We start from the raw sequence: 17,890 nt of genomic DNA, 5'->3' as shown, positions 1-17,890 counted from the left end.
CTCAGAACCGCCGCGATACGGCCGATCGGCCGGTGGTGAGCGCGAACCTCAAGCTGGCCGCCGCGATCATCGTGCGCGACGAGGCGGAGCTGCTGGCCCGCTGCCTGGACTCGCTGCGCGGCGTCGTCGACGAGATCCACGTGCACGACACCGGCTCCACCGACGGCAGCCCGGACGTCGCGACCCGGGCCGGCGCGTGCGTCACCACCGGACTCTGGACCGACCATTTCGCGGACGCACGCAACGCCGCGCTGGACGGCTGGACCGCGGACTGGGTGCTGTCGGTGGACGCGGACGAGCACGTCGTCGTGGACGCCGGCCGCCTGCGCGAGCTGCTCGCCGGTACGGACGCGGACGCGGCCACGCTGGAGATCGACAGTGACCGGCAGGACAGCGACGTCACGTTCCGGGCGCCGCGGCTGTTCCGCCCGGACCGCACGGTGTGGACCGGGCGCATCCACGAGCGGATCACCGCGCGGGACGGCACGCTGCGCCTCGCCGCGCTCCCCCGCGACGTGGCCCGAATCGTGCACGCCGGGTACGCGACCGCGGAGCGCCGCGAGGCCAAGGCGCTGCGGAACGTGCTGCTCGGCCGGGTGCAGCTGGACGACCTGGCCGCGGACCCGGCCGGCAACCGGGACCAGATCGCCCGCACGCTGCTCGACCTGGGCCGCAGCTGCGTGGTGGCCGGGCACAAGCAGGACGCGGTGGACACGCTGGAGATGTTGCGTGAGTTGTTCCCGCGCACCCGGGAGCGGCTGCAGGGCACCGACCAGCTGGCCCAGCTGATGCTGGCCGAGGGGATGGACGAGGTCGCGCTGGTGCTGGTCGAGGACCTGCGCGCGGCCGGTGCCGAGTCCGCGTACTGCGACTGGCTGGCCGCGCAGGCGCTGGCCCAGCTCGGCGAGGTGGACGAGGCCGCGCGGCTGCTGAACAACGTCGGCCGGGTGGTGGACACGGCCGGGCGCCGGCACGGGCCGGCCGCGCTGACCGAGATGAAGATGCTGGTCTCCGCGTTGCAGGCGAAGTTGACCGGGGTCAGTTAGCGTCGCTGCCGCCGCCGGGCAGCGTGAACCAGAACCGGCTGCCGCCGCCGGCGTTGGCCTCCACGCCGATCTCGCCGCCGTGCCGCTCCACGATCCGCTGGCAGATGGCCAGGCCGAGCCCGGTCCCGGGACGCCCGGCGCCGTTCGGGGAGCGGTGGAACGCGTCGAAGACCCGGGCCCGGTCCGCCTCCGGTACACCGATGCCGTGGTCCGCGACCTCGATCCGGGTGCGGGCGCCGGCCGGTACCGAGACGATCTCGATCTGCGGGGTCTCGCCGGGCCGCGCGTACTTGACCGCGTTCCCGACCAGGTTCTCCAGGACGTGCCGCAGCATGCCGGGGTCGGCCATCACGGTCGGCAGCGCACCGATCCGTACCGTGGCATGGTCGGCCGCCTCCTGGTCCGCCGCGACGTCGGTGGCCAGCGCGCCCAGGTCGACCGGCCGCGGGTCGAGCGGTGCCGCGTCCGCGGTGGCGTACGCCAGCAGGTCGTCGACCAGCCGGTTCATCCGGGCCAGCCCGCGCCGCACGGCCCGCCAGTCCGCGTCGTCGTCGCCGTCCGGTGCGCCGCGGAGCAGTTCCAGGTGACCGGCCACCGAGGCCAGCGGCGACTTCAGGTCGTGCCCGGCCATGGCCAGGAAGCCGCGCAGTTCGCCCTCGGTGCGGCGGAGCTGCCGCTCGGTCTCCTCGCGGCGTGCGATGTCCGCCTGGAGCGCGGCCGTGGCGTCCGCGACCCGGGCCAGTGCCCGCCCGCGGGACGTGCCGAGGATGCCGATGATGACCACGGCCAACGCGGTGATCAGCGCCCCGGTCAGCGCGGTCGCCGGTACCAGCCAGGGTGCCTCGCCCTCGGCCAGCGTGCCGGCCGGCTTCACGGTCAGCTGCCAGGTCCGCTGCGCGACCCCGACCGAGACGGTACGGGTGAGGTCGCCGTCGCCGTGCACCTCGCCGGCCGGCCAGCTCGCCACCGGCGTACGGATGCCCTCCGCGGACGAGTCGAGCAGCTCCACCTCGATCATGCTGAGCGCGCTGTTGCGCATGGCCGCGTCGAGGAACGTGCCGCCGCGCAGGCCCAGCACCGCCCAGCCGCTGACCCGGTCCGCGGTCGGCCGGTAGAACGGCACGGCCACCACGAACGACAGCTGGCGCCGGCCGGCCGGCAGGTTCTCGTCGCGGGCCAGCACGTACGTCCGGCTGATCGCGGCCGCGCCGGTGTTCGCGGACTGCCGCAGCGCGCCGCGCAGCTCCGCGCGCTTGGCCAGGTCCGGGCCGAGCATCTGCGGCCGGCCGTCGAAGTCGCGGGTGAGCACGGCGAAGACGTGCTCGTCCTCGGCCGGGTCGGGACGCAGCGTCAGCCCGGTCGCGCCCTGCGCCCGCCAGTACGCCTGGGTGGCCGGCACCGCCGCGGTGTCCGCGGTGACCAGTACGGAGACCGCGGTGATCGCGGGCAGCCGGCGGGTGGAGAGCGCGGCGCTGATCCGGGCGAAGTCCTCCGCGGTCAGGTCGGTCTGGGCGCCGAGCGCGGTGGCGACGTCGGTGAGCGCGTCGACGTACCGCGCGGCCTCGGCGGACACGCCGATCCGGACCAGGTCCACGCGGCGGTCCAGCGCCTGCCGCTGGTTGCGGTCGGCCAGCCCGTTCAGCGCGCCGCAGAGCGAGACCGTGGCCAGGAGACCGAGCGCGGCGACACCGGCGGCGAGCGCGGGAACGCTCCGCTGCAATCTCGGCATTTCCTCAGATTAAGCACCAGAACGGGCCGCCCGGATCGAAATCCGGGCGGCCCGTGCGGCTTACTTGAGGGTCACGTTGAAGATCGGGTCGGCGGCGATCCGCTTGAACGCGGTCAGCGCGGACGCGCTGCTGGTGACCGCGATGTTGCGGTCGCCGGTGTCGTCGGCCGGGCAGTCGAAGTAGACCATCGCCTTGACCGCCGGACGCGCCTTGAGCTGGTTCAGCACGGTGTCGAAGACCGCGCCCTTGTCCGCGGTGCGCTTCAGGCTGTGGTAGACGCCCCACTCCGCGACCATGATCGGCTTACCGGCGTGCTTGGTGGTCGCCCAGCCGTAGAAGCCGAGCTTGTTCGTGCCGGCCACCGGGCCGCGGTCGAGCAGGTTGTTGAAGTCGCCGTAGTGGTAGCCCTTCTCCGCGTTCAGGTACGAGTCCAGGCCGATCCAGTCCACGACGTCGTCGCCCGGGTACAGGTCCGGCCACCAGGACTTGGCCAGGTAGGTCTCGTTGCCCATGTAGGCGACCACGTTGATCGCGTTGGTGACGCCGTTCGCGCGCAGCCGCTGGATCACGTGCCGGTACATGCCGGCGTAGTCCTTGGCGGTCATGCCCGACTCCGGGTTGGTGTTGACGTCGTTCTCCGGCTCGTGGTGCAGCGCCAGGAAGAACGGCTTCGTGAAGTTGGCCTTGACGTACGCCGACCAGCGGTCGATCCGCTTGTCCTGCTTGCCCGCCTTCACCCCGGCCCAGGTGTCGCCGTACGCGACCTTCCAGTTCAGCAGCAGCGTGCGCGGCTTCGCGGCGTCCTGCGTCATGGCGATCTCGGCCTTGGTCGGGAACAGCTCGTTGCCCTTGTGGTACGTGTGGTAGATCGCGGCGGTACGGCCGGTCGCGGCCTCCCACTGCTTCAGCGCGGTGTCCCGCGGCGTGGAGGTGAAGCCGCCCGCCGCCGCGCCCCACAGCACGCCGCAGGTCGGAACCAGCTTCGCGCCGGTGGTGCAGCCGGCCGCCGGGGTGGCCGGGGTCGCCGGGGCCGGGACGGCCGCGCCGGCCACGGTCAGCCGCAGTGCCGGGCGCAGGCCCGCGGTGCCGTGCTCGGTGGAGTGGATCCGGGTCGCCGCGGTGGTCGAGCTGGAGCTGATCGCGAACGAGTAGGTGCCGGCCGCCTTGATCTGGGCGCCGAGGTCGAAGATGACCTCGCGCTGGCCGGCGGCGAGCTTCGCGGAGACCGTGGTGGTGCCCAGCGCCGGCGCGTTCGCCGAGGTCAGCGTGGACTCGGCCCAGGAACTGGTGAGCACCCGGGTGACGGTCAGCGTGCTGCCGGCCGGCGTGCCGTCCAGCGTCAGCGCCAGCTTCGCGCCGGTCGCGGCCTTGCCGGTGGTGAACTTCAGGTAGGAGACCTTGCGGTCACCGGAGACCGTGCCCGCGACCAGCTTCGTCTCCGAGCCGGTGGTCAGGCCCTTCCGGGCGGAGGACGTGTAGGCGTCGTCCGAGGCGGAGACCGACAGCTGCGTCGTGGTGGTCGCGGCCGCCTGCGCGGGCACGCCCGCGAGAGCACCGACCGCCAGCGAGCCCGCCAGCAGCGTCCCGAAGACTCCCCGAGTCCTGCGCAATGTGTCCCCTTCCGTCGGCCGCCCCCGCGGCTCACCGCCTGACAGGAACTAGATTCGGGTCCGCCCGTAGCAGGTCCCGGACCCGTGACGGTGCGAGCCGGTTGCGCATCCGACCCGCCCGATTTATGGGAGAATTCGCGGATCAGGGGGTTTTACGTCGGAGCCCGGAGTCGTCGTGCAGGACTGGTCCACCGATTACGCGCAGGGGCTGCTCGAGGCGGCGCCGGACGCGATCGTCGTAGTGGCCGAGGACGGCCGGATCACGCTGATCAATGCGCAGGCCGAGCGCCTGCTCGGCTACCGGCGGGACGAGCTGGTCGGCCGTACCGTGGAGATCCTGGTCCCGGCCACGGCGCGGGACGCCCACCCGCTGCACCGGCAGGAGTACATGCAGGCCGCGCGCCCACGGCCGATGGGCTCCGGCACGCTGGCCGCACGCCGGCGCGACGGCTCCGAGTTCCCGGCCGAGATCTCGCTCTCCGCCGTCCGTACCCCCGAGGGTCTGTTGATCGCCGCGGCGATCCGGGACGTCACCGACCGGCTGGAGGCGCAGGCCGAGCGGGAACGGCTGACCGCGATCGCGGAGCGGGAGCGGCTTGAGGCCCGATTGCAGCAGTCGCAGCGGCTGGAGAGCCTCGGCCAGCTGGCCGGCGGCGTCGCGCACGACTTCAACAACCTGCTCGCGGTGGTGCTCAACTACATCGCGTTCATCGCGGAGGAGGTCGGCGACGCCGCGACCGGCGACCCGGAGCGCTGGGAGCCGGTGCTGAAGGACATCAACCAGATCCAGCGCGCGGCGGAACGCGCCATTACGCTCACCCATCAGCTGCTCGCGTTCGGCCGGCGCGAGGTGGTCAAGCCGCGGGTCCTCAACCTCAACACGGTGGTACGCGAGGTGGAGGCGCTGCTGCAGCGCACGATCGGCGAGCACGTGCGCCTGGAGACCTCGCTCGCCGACGATCTCTGGCCGATCCGCGCGGATCCCGGCCAGCTCACCCAGGTGCTGGTCAACCTCGCGGTCAACGCGCGGGACGCGATGCCCGGCGGCGGCAGCCTGACGATCGGCACCGGCAACGTGACGGTGGACGAGAGCTACCTGGCCGGCCGGCCCGGCCTGCACCCCGGGCCGTACGTGCGGTTGCAGGTCAGCGACACCGGCGGCGGCATGCCGAAGGAGGTCGCGGACCGCGCGTTCGAGCCGTTCTTCACCACCAAGCCGAAGGGCGAGGCCACCGGGCTCGGCCTGGCCACGGTGTACGGGACGATCGCGCAGACCGGCGGGCAGGTGAGCATCTACTCGGAGCCGGACGTCGGCACCACGATCTCCGCGCTGGTCCCGGCCAGCGAGGAGGCGCTGCCGGTGGTGGAGCAGCAGACCTCGTCGCTGCCCGAGATCGCGGCCGGCGGCGGCGAGACCGTGCTGGTGGTCGAGGACGAGGACGCGATGCGCGACGTCACCCACCGCATCCTCACCCGGAACGGGTACCGCGTGCTGACCGCGCCCGGCGGCGATCGCGCGCTGGAGCTGGCCCGCCACCACGACGGGCCGATCCACCTGCTGCTCAGTGACGTCATCATGCCGAAGATGCTGGGCAAGGAGGTCGCCGAGCGGGTCACCGCGCTGCGGCCGGACACCCGCGTGCTGTTCATGTCCGGCTACGCCCGCCCGGTGCTCACCGAGAACGGCACGCTCGGCGACGACGTCACGCTGGTCGCCAAGCCGTTCTCCGAGCGCGGGCTGCTCAAGTCGGTCCGCGCGGTCCTCGACGACTGATCCCGCGGGCGGCGGTCAGGCGGCCTCGACGGTCAGGACGAACAGCGCGCCGTGCGGCTCGACCGGCTGGTAGCGGACGGTGCCGCCGTTCGCCTCGGCCAGGTGACGGACGATGAACAGGCCGAGGCCGGCGCCGCGCATGAAGCGGTCGAACAGCGTCGGCACGAGGTGGTCCGGCACGCCGGGGCCGTGATCGCTGATCTCAATGATCAGCTGGTCGCCCTCCCGGCGCCCGGTCAGCGCGATCGGCGGCCGGCCGTACTTCACGGCGTTGCTCAGTATGTTGAGCAGTATCTGCCAGAGGTGGCCGCGGTCGGCGAGCGCGGCCAGGTCCGGCTCCACCTCGACCCGGACCGGCGGCGCGGTGGGCGGCAGGTTGCTGATCGCGGACTCGGCCACGTCCCGCACCGGCACCGGCGTGCGGCGTGCGGTGACCTTGCCGGCGTCCAGGCGGAACAGCAGCGTCAGATCGTTCATCATGCCGATCAGCCGCCGGGTGTTCTTGTCGATCTTCGTGCTGAGCTCCAGGCGGATGTCGTCCTCAAGGTCGTTCCAGTCGACCGTGAGCAGCTCCGCGAGGCTGGCGATCGAGCTCAGCGGCTGGGCCAGCTCGTGCGACACCATCGACATCAGGTCGGACTTGAACTCGACCGCGCGCTCCAGCCGCTGGTTCGCCTCGACCAGCTCCGCGTTCGCGGTCTCGGTCTCGGCGGCGTGCGCGGCGACCGCGTCCTCGGTCCGTTTCCGCCCGGTGATGTCGACGTAGGTCACCACGTACGCGCGCGGCCCGCCCGGGCCGGGCAGCGCGGCCATCGACGCCAGGACCGGCACGTCCTCCCCGTTCGGGCGGCGCAGCACGGTGTCGCCGCCGGGTCGCTCCGCGACCTCCAGGGGCGGATCCCACGGGTACGGCGGGAGGTGGCCGATCGCCTCGCGCGGGGTCCGGCCGGTCAGCTCGCACCAGTGCCGGTTCACGTCGAGCACGCGGTGGTCCTTGTCGAGCACCACCACGCCCTCGTTGATCGATTGCAGCAGCGTCTCGGTGAACTCCCGCCGTTCCTCCAGCGCGTCGACCAGCTGCTGCTGCACCCGGTCGGACACGTTCAGCTCGCGGACCAGCCGGGCCAGCACCACCAGCAGCGCGAGCGTGGCCAGGATCGCGGCGCCGGTGATCGCGGTGCCCGGGTGGTCCACGCCGGCGTAGACGGCCGCGATCGCCAGCAGGCCGGCCACCACCGGCAGCAGCACCAGCGCGAACGCGAGCCGGCGGCCGACCGACGCGCCCCGGCTGGTGCCGGTCAGCGCCGCGAGCGGGCCGCGCTGGGGGCGCGCGACCAGCAGGCCGAGGCAGAGCGCGAGCACGGCGAGCGCGGTGATCGGTGACATGACCGTGGCGGCGCCGGTGCCCTCCCGGTAGGCCTGGCCGAAGATCTGCACCACCAGCGCCACCACCGCGATCGTGGCGGCGCCGAGCCCGAGCAGGTCGGCCGCACCCGCGGTCTCCGCGCTCAGGCCGCGCCGGTCGCCACCGCGCCGGTCGCCGCCCGCGCGCCGGTCACCGCCGCCGGCCCGCCGGTCGCCGCCGCCGCGCCGCTGGTCCGCGGCCGGGTCCGCAGTGGTGACCGTACCGCTGATGATCGTGGGTTCGGCGCCGGGCGCGGCCGGGCGCGGCGTGCGGGGCTCGGGCGTGCGGTCCAGCGTGATCAGCGCGGACCCGACCAGCATCAGCGTGAGCGCAGTGGTGGTCGAGGTACGGCCGAGCGGCGCGTCGTGGATGCCGAGGAAGTCGAGCGCGGCCGGTCCGATCCGGCCCGGCCCGAACAGGCGGGCGATCAACCCGGCCGCACCCGCCAGCACGGTGACCAGCCCGAGGAAACGCCCGGCCAGCCGGGCTTGCGGCTGTGGACGGCTCGGGGCCAGCGCGATCAGGCCGCAGCCGGCCGTGGCGAGCGCGACCGCGACCAGCGGCGCGGGCGTACCGGGGCCGAAGAGATCCCCGTCCGAGGAGCCGTCCCCCCAGGTCAGCAGCGTGACCATGCCGAGGGAGGCGACGGCGACGCCGGCACCGATAGCGAACGCGCCGTGGAGTCGGCGCCCGTACTGCGGGATGTCCACGGCCGAAAGCTCCTCATAAACGGACTAAAGGAGCCTATCAGGCAATTGACTGTCGTTACGCAAAAAGCGCACCGAGCCCGGGCGGGCTCGGTGCGCTCTGCGGTCTGGGTGACGGGTCAGGCGGTGCGGGCGGATCCGGTCCAGGCGAAGCCGGCCTCGACCAGCACGCGGTTGGCCATCTTGGCGATCTCGCCGGCGTGCCGGTTCGCGTGGTGCCCGCAGAACGAGAGCTCGCCGCCCCCGGAGAGGCGCACGCCCAGCTTCGCGGCCGCCCCGCAGCTGTCGCAGCGCTCGGTGACGGTGTTGACGATCTCCACCTGAGTGGGGTTCAGCAGTGCGTTCATGGCGTTGGCCTCCTTGGTCGGTCGAACGATGCGTCGGCGCGGCCTTGTGGCCCGGACGAGGTCAACATCGGTCTCCGTTCCACCCGTTTTAGCGCGGCACCCGGCTCCTAACCAAGCCGCTACCCCGGGTTACCGCTACCGGGGCCGTCATTTGCGACGCTCGCCACACCTTGAACCTCATACCCCCAGCTCAACGGCGGCACACCGAACCCGTGCGGGGTCTTGTGCGATGCCCTTCGACCCGCTACCGGAGCGCAACCGCGCGGGTCCCCGGCCGCGACCCCGGACGCCGAACCTGGTTCAGGTCGGCGGCCAGCAGGGTCCCGGCAGAGGAAAGGGAGTTCATGACCGCGTTTCACCGCACCGGCCGGCGCACCACCGGTCTCGCCATCGCCTCCGCCACCGCCGCCGCGTTCGTCGCGCTGACCGGCGTGGGCGTGGCCCAGGCGGCCGCACCGGCCACCGGCGCCGTCCTCCAGGACGGGGCGCCGGGCGCGATCAAGGACAGTTACATCGTGGTCCTGCGGGACGACGCGGCGACCGGCCGGTCCGCGCACGTCGCGGGCGACCTGGCCAAGCGGTACGGCGGCAAGGTCCGTGCGTCGTTCAGCTCGGCCGTGCGTGGCTTCACCACCGAGATGTCCCGGACCGCGGCCCGGCGCCTCGCGGCCGACCCCGCCGTCAAGTTCGTCGAGCAGGACCGCCGTGTCAGGATCAGCGGCACGCAGAGCAACCCGACCTGGGGCCTGGACCGGGTCGACCAGCGCAACCTGCCGCTGAGCCGGAGCTACACGTCCACGTCCGCGTCCAACGTGACCGCGTACGTGCTGGACACCGGCGTGCGGATCAGCCACCAGGACTTCGGCGGCCGGGCCCGGCACGGCTGGGACTTCGTCGACAACGACGCGGTCGCGGACGACTGCCAGGGCCACGGCACGCACGTCGCCGGTACGGTCGGCGGCACCGCGTACGGCGTGGCCAAGGACGTCAAGCTGGTCTCCGTGCGCGTGCTCGGCTGCGACGGCAGCGGCAGCTACTCGCAGATCATCGCGGGCGTCGACTGGGTCACCCGCAACGCGGCGAAGCCGGCCGTGGTCAACATGAGCCTCGGCGGCTCGGCCTCGGCGTCGCTGGACGACGCGGTGCAGCGCTCGATCAACTCGGGCGTGACGTACGTGCTGGCCGCCGGCAACGACAACCGGGACGCCTGCGCGTCCTCCCCGGCGCGGCTGCCGGCCGGCATCACGGTCGGCGCCACGGAGAGCAACGACGCGCGCGCGTCGTTCTCCAACTGGGGCGGCTGCCTGGACCTCTTCGCGCCCGGCGCACGGATCCTGTCGGCCGCCCGCACCGGGGACACCGCCACCGCCACCATGAGCGGCACCTCGATGGCGGCGCCGCACGTGGCCGGCGCGGCCGCGCTGGTGCTCGGCGCGAACCCGCTGGCCACCCCGCAGCAGGTGCGGGACGCGCTGACCGGCGCGGCCACCACCGGCAAGGTGACCGGCGCGAACGGCTCGGCGAACCGGCTGCTCTTCACCGGCACGGCCACCGCGCCGCTGACCGTGCAGACGCCGGCCCCGGCGACCGCGCGCTGCGACCGGTTCGAGTCGCTCACCGACGTTGCGCTCCCCGCCACGTCGAAGCTGACCGTCGCGAACTGCGGCTCCGCGTCCACCACGGCGTCCGCGAAGACCAGCGTGCAGGTGACCGTGCGCCAGGCGGTCCGCGGCGACCTGCGGATCCAGCTCACCTCCCCGAACGGGAAGATCTGGAACTTGAAGCCGGCCGGCGGCACCGGTGACCTGAGCGCCACCTGGAACTTCGACGCCTCGTCCGCGCTGAAGAACGGCACCTGGACGCTGACGGTCAAGGACGCGCAGGGCCGGACCGGCCTGCTCGACGCCTGGACCCTGACGGTCTGACCCGTACCCTGCCGGCGAAAGCCCCGTCGTCCCCTTCCGGGACGACGGGGCTTTCGCATTTCCGGGAAAAACCCAGAAAACGGATATAGCCTTATCTTTCGATACGGTCGGAGGAGGGTGCGATGTCGCTGGACCTGCAGTCGCCGCCGCCCACGGTGCTCGTCGTCGATGACGAGGAGGATCTGCGCGACATCATGCGCCGGATGCTGGAGCGCAAGGGCTTCACGGCGCTCACCGCCGGCGACGCCGACGCCGCGATCGTCGCCTGCCGCGACCACGACGGCGGGATCGACCTGCTCGTGACGGACCTCAGCATGCCCGGCGTCACCGGCCGCGAGGTTGCGGAACAGGCCTCGGCGATGCGCCCCGGACTCCGCGTCATCTACGTCTCCGGCCTCCCGAAGGAGGTAGCGGTGGACAAGGGCATGGTCGACGAGAACGCACGCCTGCTGCAGAAGCCGTTCACCACCAGCGCCCTGATCGACGCCGTCAACGCCGCCCTGCACGACGACCCACCCCCCGGCTAGCCGCGCTTTTGCTCTGCTTACCCGCAGCGTCGACACCCCGCCGACGCTCAGCTCAGCGCTACTTCGGCTTGCCGCGATCCCGGCTTCGCAGGCTGGAGCCGGGGGCAGCGGGCGCTTCGTACCCGAAATATCGTCATAAAGGATCCCCCTGACCGCCTCCGCCGCGCCGGAACCGACGCGTGGGTGGTCGCAGCAGCCCGCCGGGACGGCTCACCGGCCGGCTGGGGGACATGGGGACATTCGGGCGCATCACGCCCAAGCAGCCGGCGACGCGGCGGAGCTGGCGCGGATTTGCCCGCTTTATGCAGGTAAGCACGGCAGGGGCACCGCGGAATGCGCGAAGCCCCGGCCCGAGGAGCGGGCCGGGGCTTCGCGATGGCGCGTCAGGACTTCTTCGTCGTGCGCCGGCTGTTCTTGGGGACGCGCTCGGTGGCGGCGTCCGCGGCGGCCAGGTCGATCGTCGAGTCGGCGCCCATGCCGCCGCTGATGCCCTCGCCGGCCCGGCGGGTGCCGCCGGTGACCGCGGCCGTGGCGGTGGTGGGGCCGGTGGTGGAGACGGCGGACGCGGTGGCGCCGGTGGTGGTCGTCGCCTCGGTGGTGCCGGCGGTCTCCGCGGGCTGGGCGCCGCTGATCCGGCCGGCCGGCTGGGTGATCGGGTCGGAGCGGCGGTTGCGCATCATGGCGGGGCTGGGAGCGGCCGGGCGCTGGTTGCCGCGCTTCGCACTGGCCCCCATGCCGGAACCGGCGCCGATGGTGGGCTTGGTCAGACTGTCGGAGAGCGTGCCCGAGGTGGTGATGCCGGGCTCGTTCGTGCCGTACGTCTTGTTCAGCCCCACGTTCATCCCGGCGTTCGTACCGGCGCGGCCCATCGTGGTGGCCAGCGGCACGCCGGACGCCTGGTGCGGGCCGAAGCCGGCGTTCTCCATCAGCCGCTTGAAGCTGGTGAGGTCCGCCTTCAGCCGGCGGCTGAGCGAGTCCTGTGCGTGCCGGTCGCTGGGCATCAGCGCGGCCACGTCCGCGTCCATCTGCGCGATGATCTGGGTTCGTTCCGCGGTCATCGGCCGCAGCGTGATGACCTCCGAGAACGCGGGCCCGTTCGTGGCACGCCAGGCGACCAGCTCGTCCGGGCGGCACTCGGTGATCTGCGCGTCGAACTCCCGCCGCTGACCGTCCAGATCCATGATCCAGTGGGTCTTCGTGCTGGACAGCTGCGTGACCTCTTGGACCCCGCTCATGAACTGCGGGTAGTTCTCGAAGTGCGACAGCTGCTCGTAGACCGCATGCAGTGGCGCGCCCACCTCGATGGCCTGCTTCACGGTGCTCATCGGATCCTCCAACGACTAGGAGATCACCCCGGCCCGGGCAGGGGGCCGGTTCCCCTGAGCGTAGCCAGGCAAAGTGAGCAAAAGCCGCGAAACGAAGAACCTCGCGTCAGAGCGTGGCGACGTACTGCCAGCGCCCGACCTGGGCCGCGTAGCGCGCGTCCGAGGCGGCGGAGACGGTCACGCCGGCGTCCAGCAGGCGGCGCACCAGACCCGCGGACGGGGTGCGCCAGGCCTCGCTGACCTCGACCGTGGCGTGCGTGACGCGGCAGCCCTCGACCAGGTGGGTGAGCAGGTGCGCGTCGATCTCGTCCTCGGCGATGCCGATCTGGTTGAGCAGGCTCAGCGGGCGGGACAGGCGAGCCGGCGCGTACCGGGCGGCGCGCTCGACGCCGCGGACCGTGGCCTCCACCGCGCGCTCGATCACGTCCGCACGGCGTACCGTGCCGGCCGCCAGCAGGCCACGGACCTGCTGCGGCGTGGCCGGGCCGGCGGCCAGCGGGAGACGGCTGAGCGAGACCGAGATGGCGTCCAGGCCGCCCAGGTCCGGCGGCCAGGCCAGCCAGCCGTCGGCCCGAATGATCTCGATCTCGGCCGCGACCGAGAGCTGGATGTCGGTGCGCTGCTGAGCGCGGCGGACCGAGTCACCGTAGGCCGGCAGCCACGTGCTGTCCGGGCCGGCCTGGTCCGCGAACGTGAGCGCGGTCAGACCCGCCCGGTCGGCGGCCATCACGACCACGCCGACACTGTCGCGCCCCGCGGAGAAGCCGGTGTGGACGTGCGCGTCGGCGCACAGGTCAAGCATCGGCGTCGCCTCGACGGCGGCGGTGCGCTCTGCGCTCACGGTGTGCTCCCTGCATCTCGCCCGGGCGCCGGTCGGCGCCTTCGGTAGGGCGACTCCCGCCCGAGATGACAATCGGCCCGGCGTGTAGTGCCCGTGGGTATCGCGCAGGTGCAGTCCGGTAGTTGACCGCCGGATCCAAAGACATCGGGGGTACGGCGTGCGCGTGCACGCCGTACCCCCGATGCGGGAGTGGTGGGTTATACGATTCGGAAGCTGCTGACCAGGGCGCGCAGTTCCTCGGCGGTACGGGCGACCTCCTGGCTGGCCTGGTTGGTCTGGTTGACGCCCTCCATGGACTGCGCGCCGGCCTGGGAGACCTCGGAGATGCTGCCCGCGATCCGGCTGGCGCCCGCGGCGACCTCGGCGATGCTGCGGGACATCTCGGCCGTGGTGGCGGTCTGTTCCTCGACCGCGCTGGCGATCGTGGTCTGATAGTCGTTGATCTTCGCGATGACCTCGCTGATCCGGTTGATCACCTCGACCGCGCCGCCGGTGTCGGACTGGATCGCGGCGACCCGGGCGGAGATGTCCTCGGTGGCCCGCGCGGTCTCCTGGGCCAGATCCTTGACCTCGGACGCGACGACCGCGAAGCCCTTGCCCGCGTCACCGGCCCGCGCGGCCTCGATGGTGGCGTTCAGCGCGAGCAGGTTGGTCTGCTCCGCGATCGAGGTGATCAGCTTGATCACGTTGCCGATCTCGGCGCTGGACTCGCCCAGCCGCTCGATGCTCTGGGTGGCCAGCGCGGCCTCGCTCACGGCCTGGCCGGCGATCTGCGCGGCCTCATTGGTGTTCTGCGAGATCTCCCGGATGGACAAGCCCATCTCCTCGCCACCGGCCGCGACGGTCTGCACGTTGCGGGAGATCTCCTCGGCCTCGGCGGACGCGGCGGAGGTCTGCCCGTTCGTCTCCTGCGCCGCGTGGGCGATCTCGGAGCTGGTCGCGGAGAGCTCGGTGGCGGCGCCGGCCAGCGTGTGCGCGTTCTCGGCCATCGCCTCCATCGCCTGCCGCATCCGGTCCACCGCGCGGTCCAGCCCCTGCGCCATCCGGCCGAGTTCATCGTGCGAGGAGATGCCGGCCCGGACCGTCAGGTCACCGTTGGCCAGCGCGTCGACCACCTCGCCGACCCGGCGGACCGGGGTCAGGATCGAGCGGACCAGCGGGATCGCGAAGCCGATCAGCGCGGCCATGCCGACGGCGGCGACCAGCAGCATCCACAGCCGGGACGATGCGGTGGTGGCGGCCATGTCGGCCTGTTCCTGTTCGATCGCGGCGTCGAGCTTCTCGTGGATCGCCCCGATCTGGTCGTCGACCACGTTGTTCTGCTCGGCGATCTGGTCGTAGCGGTCCCGTACGCTCGCCGCGCTCGCCACCGCGTCCGTGACGAACTGGGTGGTGAACGTGTTGAAGCCCTCGACGCTGCTGGCCAGCGCCGCGATGTCGTCGTCGATCTCGCCCGGCAGGTCGTACTGCTCCGCGTCGGCGAGCGCGTCCAGCGCGGACTGCACGTCGTCGGCCACGTCGCCGGTGGTGTCCTCACCGTTGGCGGCGCGGTACGCGTCCACCTTCAGCTCGCTCTCCCGGGTGTCCAGGTGGTTGAGCGCGGCCTTGGTCATCGCGAACACGCGTACCGTCTCGGCCTGATCGGCGAGGCGGCTCTGCGACCACATGCCGATGCCGGTGACGCAGGCGGCCACCACGACGCCGGACACCACGATGACGGAGAGGCGTTTCCCCACGCCCACGTCTGCCAGACCAGCCAAAGCGACCTCCTAGGTGAGGGCGGTACCGAGGCGAGGCTCCGCACATGGGCCACATCGGCGGTGTGGCGACCGTCATGAGCCAATCAACCTGCTTCGTCGGTAAAAGCGGAGGTTTAGAACGATTTACCGGGGTCGCTGCACGGTGCCGGACGGGTGCACGGCGTCCGCAACCGGTCCGCACTTCGCAGGCACCGGGACGGCAAGGCACGCCCGGCAACCTTTCTTCCCGTGCCCGCCGACCGGCGGGGCGGGAGGAGAAACCTTGCCCACGAAACGCAACCGGCGCCGCGCCTCGGCGGCGGCCATCGCCGGACTCGGCCTGCTGGTCGGCGGCCTCGCCACCGTGACCGCGAGCCCCGCGGAGGCGGCCTCCTCGGTGTCCGGCACGGTCAGCACCGGCGGGCTGGTGCTCAACGTCCGCAAGGCGGCCAAGACCGCGTCCAAGCGGATCGGCACGCTCCAGGAGGGCGCCAAGGTCAGCATCGTCTGCCAGGCCAAGGGCAACCGCGTCACCGGTACGGTGCGCACCACCGACCTGTGGGACCGGCTCTCCGACGGCGGCTACGTCTCCGACGCGTACATCAAGCGGCCGGCCACGAAGCTGCCGGTCTGCGACCCGCCGAAGCCGACCCCGAGCCGCAGCACCGAGGGCGCGGCCGGTCCCGCGTGGGTGCTGCCGGTGCCGGCCGCGATGAACAGCGCGTTCCGTACGCCGCAGCGGCCCACGCACAACGGCATGGACCTGGCCGCCGCGAAGGAGACCCCGATCCGGGCCGCGCACTCCGGCGTGGTGATGCGCGTGCTGTGCCAGGTATCGATCGGCACCTGCGACACCGACGGCGGCCTGACGGTGAGCGGCTGCGGCTGGTTCGTGGAGATCCGCGACGCGGACGGCGTCACCACCCGGTACTGCCACATGGTGCGGCGCCCGTCCGTGGTGCCCGGCCAGACCGTGACCGCGGGTGACGTGATCGGGCAGGTCGGCTCGTCCGGCCACTCCACCGGACCGCACCTGCACTTCGAGGTGCACACCGCGTTCCCGGCGACGGTGGAGAACGCGGTCGACCCGTTCCTGTTCCTGAAGGCCAAGGGCGTGGCCGTGAAGTGACCGCCGCGGTGACCGGGGAGTCCACGACGACGCCCCGGTCACCGGGCCGGACACGTCGGAAGGGCCGGCGCCGAGTGGCGGCCGGCCCTTCCGGACGGTTTCACGCAGAGTGTCAGTCGGGCTTGCGCAGCGCCCCGGCCAGCGCTTCCACGGCACTGTCCGCCGGGGACGCGGCCTCGCGGTTGGCGGCCTGCAACTCCCGGTAGATCTCCTCGCGGTGCACCTGAACGGTGCGGGGCGCGCGGATCCCCAGCCGGATCACCTCGCCCCGCACCTCCAGCACGGTGATGACGATGTCGTCGCCGACCATCACGCTCTCTCCGGAGCGCCGGGTCAATACGAGCATGCGGCTTTCCCTCCATGGTTGGACGCACGGGACCGACGCGGAACCCCGGACTCACCCCGCGACGGCGAGCTCCGCGCGCACCGGCAGCCCGGACCCACTGAGCACGGTCTGCATGCCCCGGCGGTTGCCCCGGTCGATGACGATCGGGGCGAGCAGGTTCGCGGTGGCGTGCGCGGCACTGTCGCCGGCCGTCACCACGAGCAGGACCATCAGGTCCTCCGGCTTCGGGGAGCCGAGCATCTCGGCGGCTTCGTCGTCGATCTCCGGAGCGTAGTCCGGGAAGAACGGCGACGGAGGCATTACCAGGAAACGCAGGTCGGCGTTGTCCACCGCCCGCAGCGAGTAGAGGAGTCCGTTGTCGTCCAGCCGGACCAGGACGAACTGCCGGTTGTCCGGGAAACCGGGCATCGGAGAGACCAGGTCGATGATCGGCAGATCCAGCAGGTCTGCATTCATCTCTTGCTCGATCGTGCGCGCGGTCATGGCTTCCCTCGATCGTTCTCGGTGGTCGTTTCGGTGGATGGGTGAGCTTTCTGCTAGCGCAGGAAATCCATCAGCGAGGGCTGGATCACCTTGGCGGTCGCCTGCAGCGCCGCCTGGTAAGCCGTCTGCTGCAACTGCATCTGCATGATGGTGTTGGGAAGATCGATGTCTTCGATCTCCGAGAGCTTGCTCTTGACGTTCAGCAGCCGGTCGTCGGCGGCGGTGCGGCTGGTCTCGATGCGGTTGTACCGCGCACCGACGTCGGCCAGATTTGTCTTGATCGTACCAATCGCGACGTCCAGATTCTGAAGATCGGCGTCAAGGCCCGCGGTGTTCGAGCCGCGCAGATTGGCGGCGATCGACTCCAGCACGGTGAACAGCTGCGAGTCCGTGCCGTTGGCGCCGAAGACCGCGGCGCCGTTCGCGTCGACCTGGACCTTCGAGTTGTCGCCGACCGTGCGCATCACGGTCCCGGTGTCGCCGACGAACGAGCCGTTCCCGTCGAACGCCCGCTCGCCGGTGGTGGTGCCGCCGAACACCGGCCGGTCCAGGTACTTCGTGTTCGCGACGCCGATCAGCGACTTGCGCAGGTTCTCCACCTCGGCGGCGATCGCCTCGCGCGCGTCCGGCGTGGACGCGGTGCCGGCCGACATGCCCTGCAACACCAGTTCCCGCACCTTGCCGGTCTGGGAGAGCGAACTGGTCAGCGCCGTGTCGATGACGCCGAGCCAGCCCAGCCCGTCCGAGGCGTTGCGGGTGTACTGCTGCACCGCGCGCGACTCGCCGCGCAGCTGCATGGCCGAGACCGTGCCGGTCGGCGAGTCGGACGGGCGGCTGATCTGCTTGCCGCTGGAGAGTTGTTCCTGCAGGTTGCCGACCCGGGTCAGGTTTCCCTGCAGGTTGGCCAGCACCCGGTTGGTGATGGCACCGTCGGTGACCCTGAGCTGCATCGCCAT

General features: G+C 72.0%; 15 protein-coding genes. 5 read left to right on the top strand and 10 right to left on the bottom strand.

Going from position 1 to position 17,890, the window contains the following annotated elements; translation table 11 throughout:
* Window positions 1–32 precede the first annotated feature (32 nt).
* Entirely contained in the window at window positions 33–1,046 is a 1,014-nt protein-coding gene (locus J2S42_RS24635) for a tetratricopeptide repeat-containing glycosyltransferase family 2 protein (protein ID WP_307242726.1), read from the top strand.
* Here J2S42_RS24635 and J2S42_RS24630 read toward each other — a convergent pair.
* On the bottom strand, window positions 1,039–2,775 hold the full coding sequence (locus J2S42_RS24630; RefSeq protein ID WP_307242725.1) for a sensor histidine kinase: 1,737 nt from the start codon (window positions 2,773–2,775) through the stop codon (window positions 1,039–1,041). The genes J2S42_RS24635 and J2S42_RS24630 overlap by 8 nt on opposite strands.
* Before the next feature lie 60 nt (window positions 2,776–2,835).
* The gene (locus J2S42_RS24625) at window positions 2,836–4,386 is read right to left on the bottom strand and encodes a CBM96 family carbohydrate-binding protein (RefSeq protein WP_307242723.1); all 1,551 of its coding nucleotides are present in this window, start codon (window positions 4,384–4,386) and stop codon (window positions 2,836–2,838) included.
* A gap of 175 nt (window positions 4,387–4,561) precedes the next feature.
* Here J2S42_RS24625 and J2S42_RS24620 point away from each other — a divergent pair, with 175 nt between their 5' ends.
* Complete coding sequence (locus J2S42_RS24620) at window positions 4,562–6,160, top strand: PAS domain S-box protein (RefSeq protein ID WP_307242722.1); 1,599 nt, start codon at window positions 4,562–4,564, stop codon at window positions 6,158–6,160.
* A 15-nt stretch (window positions 6,161–6,175) separates the two neighbouring features.
* Here the strand turns inward: J2S42_RS24620 and J2S42_RS24615 are convergent, their stop codons facing one another.
* Window positions 6,176–8,275, bottom strand: a complete 2,100-nt coding sequence (locus tag J2S42_RS24615; RefSeq protein WP_307242720.1) for a sensor histidine kinase — start codon at window positions 8,273–8,275, stop codon at window positions 6,176–6,178.
* A 116-nt stretch (window positions 8,276–8,391) separates the two neighbouring features.
* Window positions 8,392–8,619 carry a DUF7455 domain-containing protein gene (locus tag J2S42_RS24610; protein ID WP_307242718.1) on the bottom strand — a complete coding sequence of 76 codons (228 nt, stop codon included), beginning with the start codon at window positions 8,617–8,619 and terminating at the stop codon, window positions 8,392–8,394.
* Window positions 8,620–8,963: 344 nt separating this feature from the next.
* Here J2S42_RS24610 and J2S42_RS24605 point away from each other — a divergent pair, with 344 nt between their 5' ends.
* Window positions 8,964–10,544 (top strand): S8 family serine peptidase, encoded by a 1,581-nt coding sequence (locus J2S42_RS24605; RefSeq protein ID WP_307242716.1) that lies wholly within the window; start codon window positions 8,964–8,966, stop codon window positions 10,542–10,544.
* A 122-nt stretch (window positions 10,545–10,666) separates the two neighbouring features.
* Window positions 10,667–11,071 carry a response regulator gene (locus J2S42_RS24600; RefSeq protein ID WP_307242714.1) on the top strand — a complete coding sequence of 135 codons (405 nt, stop codon included), beginning with the start codon at window positions 10,667–10,669 and terminating at the stop codon, window positions 11,069–11,071.
* A gap of 383 nt (window positions 11,072–11,454) precedes the next feature.
* Here the strand turns inward: J2S42_RS24600 and J2S42_RS24595 are convergent, their stop codons facing one another.
* From J2S42_RS24595 to J2S42_RS24585, 3 genes are all read right to left on the bottom strand, one after another.
* Window positions 11,455–12,396 carry an SRPBCC family protein gene (locus tag J2S42_RS24595; RefSeq protein WP_307242712.1) on the bottom strand — a complete coding sequence of 314 codons (942 nt, stop codon included), beginning with the start codon at window positions 12,394–12,396 and terminating at the stop codon, window positions 11,455–11,457.
* Between the two features lie 106 nt (window positions 12,397–12,502).
* Window positions 12,503–13,237, bottom strand: a complete 735-nt coding sequence (locus J2S42_RS24590) for a hydrolase (RefSeq protein WP_307242710.1) — start codon at window positions 13,235–13,237, stop codon at window positions 12,503–12,505.
* Between the two features lie 197 nt (window positions 13,238–13,434).
* A complete protein-coding gene (locus tag J2S42_RS24585; protein ID WP_307242709.1) occupies window positions 13,435–14,997 on the bottom strand; it encodes a methyl-accepting chemotaxis protein in 1,563 nt (520 codons plus the stop codon).
* A gap of 262 nt (window positions 14,998–15,259) precedes the next feature.
* Between J2S42_RS24585 and J2S42_RS24580 the strand changes: the two genes are divergently transcribed.
* The gene (locus tag J2S42_RS24580) at window positions 15,260–16,105 is read left to right on the top strand and encodes a peptidoglycan DD-metalloendopeptidase family protein (RefSeq protein WP_307242707.1); all 846 of its coding nucleotides are present in this window, start codon (window positions 15,260–15,262) and stop codon (window positions 16,103–16,105) included.
* Window positions 16,106–16,217: 112 nt separating this feature from the next.
* Here J2S42_RS24580 and csrA read toward each other — a convergent pair whose 3' ends face one another.
* From csrA to flgL, 3 genes are read right to left on the bottom strand one after another with little or no spacing between them, the layout of a single operon-like run.
* Window positions 16,218–16,451 (bottom strand): carbon storage regulator CsrA, encoded by a 234-nt coding sequence (csrA, locus tag J2S42_RS24575; protein ID WP_033345968.1) that lies wholly within the window; start codon window positions 16,449–16,451, stop codon window positions 16,218–16,220.
* Window positions 16,452–16,502: 51 nt separating this feature from the next.
* On the bottom strand, window positions 16,503–16,934 hold the full coding sequence (fliW, locus tag J2S42_RS24570; RefSeq protein ID WP_307242704.1) for a flagellar assembly protein FliW: 432 nt from the start codon (window positions 16,932–16,934) through the stop codon (window positions 16,503–16,505).
* A 53-nt stretch (window positions 16,935–16,987) separates the two neighbouring features.
* Entirely contained in the window at window positions 16,988–17,890 is a 903-nt protein-coding gene (flgL, locus tag J2S42_RS24565; RefSeq protein WP_307242703.1) for a flagellar hook-associated protein FlgL, read from the bottom strand.

The sequence above is a fragment of the Catenuloplanes indicus genome, assembly GCF_030813715.1.
Lineage (GTDB): Bacteria > Actinomycetota > Actinomycetes > Mycobacteriales > Micromonosporaceae > Catenuloplanes > Catenuloplanes indicus.
This window is presented reverse-complemented; position numbering and strand designations above follow the sequence as displayed.

What these genes read in the sequence shown, in the direction of transcription:
- fliW (WP_307242704.1), bottom strand. Translation starts at nt 16,934, where the DNA reads ATGACCGCGCGCACGATCGAGCAAGAGATGAATGCAGACCTGCTGGAT.
- flgL (WP_307242703.1), bottom strand. Translation starts at nt 17,890, where the DNA reads ATGGCGATGCAGCTCAGGGTCACCGACGGTGCCATCACCAACCGGGTG.
- J2S42_RS24605 (WP_307242716.1), top strand. Translation starts at nt 8,964, where the DNA reads ATGACCGCGTTTCACCGCACCGGCCGGCGCACCACCGGTCTCGCCATC.
- J2S42_RS24600 (WP_307242714.1), top strand. Translation starts at nt 10,667, where the DNA reads ATGTCGCTGGACCTGCAGTCGCCGCCGCCCACGGTGCTCGTCGTCGAT.
- csrA (WP_033345968.1), bottom strand. Translation starts at nt 16,451, where the DNA reads ATGCTCGTATTGACCCGGCGCTCCGGAGAGAGCGTGATGGTCGGCGAC.
- J2S42_RS24610 (WP_307242718.1), bottom strand. Translation starts at nt 8,619, where the DNA reads ATGAACGCACTGCTGAACCCCACTCAGGTGGAGATCGTCAACACCGTC.
- J2S42_RS24630 (WP_307242725.1), bottom strand. Translation starts at nt 2,775, where the DNA reads ATGCCGAGATTGCAGCGGAGCGTTCCCGCGCTCGCCGCCGGTGTCGCC.
- J2S42_RS24595 (WP_307242712.1), bottom strand. Translation starts at nt 12,396, where the DNA reads ATGAGCACCGTGAAGCAGGCCATCGAGGTGGGCGCGCCACTGCATGCG.